Source organism: Actinomadura logoneensis (genome assembly GCF_003428695.1).
Taxonomy (GTDB): domain Bacteria; phylum Actinomycetota; class Actinomycetes; order Streptosporangiales; family Streptosporangiaceae; genus Spirillospora; species Spirillospora logoneensis.
The window spans coordinates 1-3,497 of record NZ_QURH01000737.1 but is presented as its reverse complement, the minus strand read 5'-3'; the positions used below and the strand labels follow the sequence as shown (position 1 = coordinate 3,497).

Sequence of the window (3,497 nt, the reverse complement as noted above, 5' to 3'; positions counted from 1 at the left end):
GGGCCGGCGGCGGCCGGCGCGGTCCCGGAGCCGCCCGCGCCGGGGCGGTCGTCGGCGGAGCTGTCGGCGGAGGTCTCGGTCACGGTCTTCCCGGATGGCTGGTCAGAGGGCGGTCGGCGACGCGGGTCACGGTCGCGGTCCTGGACGTTCCGAGCGTGCCACGCCCGGCCCGTCCGCGCGAACCGAGCCACGCGGCCACCACCCGCCCGGCGGCCCGGCGCGGACGGGACGGCCCGGCGGGTCGGTACGGTGCGGCACCGGCGGTGCGGGTCAGTGCTGGGCGGACATGTCCGAGACGTCGTCCAGCGCGCGGCGGATCTCGTCGGGCAGCGTCAGCGCCTCGCTCGTCAGCGCCTGGACGAGCTGCGCGGACGTGCGGGCCCCCACGATCGGCGCGGCGACGCCCGGACGGTCCCGGACCCAGGCCAGCGCGACCGCGAGCGGCGTGGTGCCGAGGCCCTCGGCGGCGGTCACCACCGACTCCACGATCCGGCCGCACTCCTCGTCCAGGAACGGCCGGACGAACTCGGCGAAGTGCGCCGTCGCCGCGCGCGACCCGCTCGGGATGCCGGTCCGGTACTTGCCGGTGAGCACGCCCCGGCCGAGCGGCGACCACGGCAGCAGTCCCGCCTCGGCGTCCAGCAGGGCGGGGATCAGCTCGCGCTCGGGGTCGCGGCACAGCAGCGAGTACTCGGCCTGGACGGCGACCACCGGCGCCCGGCCCGGCCAGGCGCGCTGCCACGTCGCGGCCTTGGCGGCCTGCCAGCCGGTGAAGTTCGCCACCCCGACGTACCGCGCGCGTCCGGAGGCGACCGCCTCGTCCAGGGCGCTGAGCGTCTCCTCCAGAGGCGTCGCCGGGTCGTGCACGTGCAGCTGCCACAGGTCCACGTACTCGACGCCGAGGCGGTCCAGGGACGCGTCCAGCGCCGACAGCAGGTGCCGCCGGGAGCCGTCGTAGCGCCCGTCCGGGCGGATCGCGGCCTTGGTCGACACGACCAGGTCCTCGCGGTCGACGGTCTCGCGCATGAGGTGGCCGAGGATCCGCTCGGCGTCGCCGTCGCTGTAGACGTCGGCGGTGTCGACCAGCGTGCCCCCGGCGTCCGCGAACGCCGACAGCTGCGCCGCGGCGTCGTCGGGCTCGGTGTCCTGCCCCCAGGTCATGGTGCCCAGCCCGAGCCGGGAGACGACGAGGCCGCTCCGCCCGACGTGACGCTCCTTCATGAAGGGTGAGGGTAGCCGCTCCGGCGGCGGACCGGCCGGGCCGGACCGGCCGGGGCGGTCCGGGCGACCGCTACCCTTCGGTGGGGCCCGCCCGCCGGGCCCGGGGGTCCCGTCCCGGACCCGGCCGACCCGCCGTCCGGTGCCGGCAGACCGCCGTCCCGCGCCCGTCCCGAGGGGAAAGCAGCCACCGTGAACGTCGTCGAAGCGACCGTGCTCGGCATCGTCCAGGGCCTGACCGAGTTCCTGCCGATCTCCAGCTCCGGCCACCTGCTGATCGTCCCCAAGCTGGTCGGCTGGGACGACCCGGGCGCCGCCTTCACCGCGGTGATCCAGCTCGGCACCATGGCCGCGGTCATCATCTACTTCTGGCGCGACCTGGTGAACATCATCACCACCTGGACGAAGAGCCTGTGGACGCCCGCGCTGCGGCCGACGGCGGACGCGCGGATGGGCTGGTACATCGGCCTCGGCACCATCCCCATCTCGGTGGTCGGCCTGGCCACCAAGGACTTCGTGGAGAAGGGCGCGCGGAACCTGTGGCTGAACGCGTCCTCGCTGATCATCATGGGCCTGGTGCTGATGGTCGCCGAGTGGGCGGGGGCCCGCAAGCGCGAGGTCGCCGACCTGAACCTGCGGGACGGCCTGGTCATCGGCGCGTTCCAGTGCCTGTCGCTGATCCCCGGGTCGTCCCGGTCGGGGTCCACCATGACCGGCGCGCTGTTCCTCGGCTACACCCGCGAGGCGGCGGCCCGGTACTCCTTCCTGCTGTCGGTCCCGGCGGTGGTGCTGTCCGGCCTGTTCGAGCTGCGCAAGGCGTTCGACGGGGGGCTCGCCTGGGCGCCGACGATCATCGCGACCGTCGTGTCGTTCGTGGTCGGCTACGCCTGCATCGCCTGGCTGCTGAAGTACCTGACCCGGCACTCGATGATGGTCTTCGTCTACTACCGGGTGGCGCTGGGCGGCATCCTCATCGGCCTGCTCGCGGCGGGCGCGGTCTCGGCCACCTGAGACCCGGCTGAAAGTCGGGGCCTACCGGGCTTTTCCGGGGCGTTCCGGGACTAGAGTGCCCGCTCATGGCGAACTCGCGGTTCCCCGCGTCCGGTGGGTACGGGTCCTTCGAGGCCGGGGCGTCGGACGACCCCGGATACCTGGCGTCCATGCGTCCGCCGGCGACCGTCCTCGGGCAGTTGCGGCTGCTGGTGTCGGTGCTGCTGACGGCCCCGGTGCTGATCCTGGCGATCAGCCCGCTGATCGTCCGGTCCGGGCCGGACGGGCCGGGCGGCGTCGTCGCGGGCCTGCTGCTCCTGCCGGTCCTGGTCGCGGCCGTCGCGGCCGTCGTGCTCGGCCCGCGCGCCCCGCGCCCCCTGGAGCCCGGGCGGGACGCCGAGGAGGCGGCCCGTCTGGCGGGCGGCCGGTTCCGCCAGGCGATCATGTTCCGCTACGCGCTGACCGAGGGGACGATCCTGGTCGGCCTCCCGCTGGCGATGATCGGGAACACCGTGTGGATCTTCGTCTTCGCGTTCGCCGTCGGCTACCCGCTCCTGGTGTGGCTGACGCTGCCGACCCGGAACCGGATCGAGGCCGTCCGGCGGCGGCTGGAGTCCGCCGGGGAGCCGTCCCATCTCTGGTCGGAGCTGCTGAGGCCCCTGAACGGCGGATGAACACCGGCGGAACTCTCCGCTCGCGCCCGGCCCCGCCCTCCGGGCCGGCTCCGGACATGAGAAGGCCCCGTCCTTCCCGGGAGGTGATCTCCGGGGAAGGACGGGGCGTACAGCGGAAGGTCAGTACCTGTACCCGCCGTATTCGCCGCCGTACTCACCGTAGTGGTGATGGTGGTGGTGGCGGTAGTAGTGGTGATGATGGTGGTGGTAGTACCGGTGGCACCAGTAGTACCGCCAGCACCGGTTGCTCGGGACGCGCGCCTGGGCCGCGTTCGACTCGGTCGAGGCCTGGGTGGTGTCGTGCCTGGCCGGCGACGGCCCGGCGGCGAGCGCGGGAGCGGTGGTCAGTCCTGCGACCAGTGCGCCGGCGGCTGCCGTGGTGAATATGAGCTTGGTGAGCATGTCGCTCCTCCCATGAAGGGTCGTACGCACACTTCTTACCAAGCGTGACCGATCGATTACCAAGAGTGGCCACATACGGCCAGTCTGTGAAGTGTTACGGCATCGTCGCTGGTCAGCCCGCAGACGGCGGAGCGGTGGGGCCCGCGGCCGGGGGAGCGGTGGGGCCTGCGGCCGGGGGAGCGGTGGGGCCCGCGGGCGGCGCGGTGGGCGGGG

The 3,497-nt window shown here is 73.7% G+C and carries 5 protein-coding genes; 2 read left to right on the top strand and 3 right to left on the bottom strand.

Features of this window, described 5'->3' with window-relative positions; translation table 11 throughout:
* Positions 1-191 (bottom strand): hypothetical protein (locus tag DZF91_RS41565; RefSeq protein WP_407920942.1); only part of this gene is annotated, 191 nt, incomplete at its 3' end.
* 79 nt (positions 192-270) lie between these two features.
* Positions 271-1,221 (bottom strand): aldo/keto reductase, encoded by a 951-nt coding sequence (locus DZF91_RS26470; RefSeq protein ID WP_117359894.1) that lies wholly within the window; start codon positions 1,219-1,221, stop codon positions 271-273.
* Positions 1,222-1,410: 189 nt separating this feature from the next.
* On the opposite strand from DZF91_RS26470, the gene DZF91_RS26465 reads away from it, so the two are divergent.
* Both DZF91_RS26465 and DZF91_RS26460 read left to right on the top strand, forming a co-directional pair.
* Positions 1,411-2,229, top strand: a complete 819-nt coding sequence (locus DZF91_RS26465) for an undecaprenyl-diphosphate phosphatase (RefSeq protein ID WP_117359893.1) — start codon at positions 1,411-1,413, stop codon at positions 2,227-2,229.
* Between the two features lie 65 nt (positions 2,230-2,294).
* Positions 2,295-2,882 (top strand): hypothetical protein, encoded by a 588-nt coding sequence (locus tag DZF91_RS26460; RefSeq protein ID WP_117359892.1) that lies wholly within the window; start codon positions 2,295-2,297, stop codon positions 2,880-2,882.
* A 120-nt stretch (positions 2,883-3,002) separates the two neighbouring features.
* Here the strand turns inward: DZF91_RS26460 and DZF91_RS26455 are convergent, their stop codons facing one another.
* Positions 3,003-3,284, bottom strand: a complete 282-nt coding sequence (locus tag DZF91_RS26455) for a hypothetical protein (protein WP_117359891.1) — start codon at positions 3,282-3,284, stop codon at positions 3,003-3,005.
* Positions 3,285-3,497 lie beyond the last annotated feature (213 nt).

What these genes read in the sequence shown, in the direction of transcription:
- DZF91_RS26470 (WP_117359894.1), bottom strand. Translation starts at nt 1,221, where the DNA reads ATGAAGGAGCGTCACGTCGGGCGGAGCGGCCTCGTCGTCTCCCGGCTC.
- DZF91_RS26460 (WP_117359892.1), top strand. Translation starts at nt 2,295, where the DNA reads ATGGCGAACTCGCGGTTCCCCGCGTCCGGTGGGTACGGGTCCTTCGAG.
- DZF91_RS26455 (WP_117359891.1), bottom strand. Translation starts at nt 3,284, where the DNA reads ATGCTCACCAAGCTCATATTCACCACGGCAGCCGCCGGCGCACTGGTC.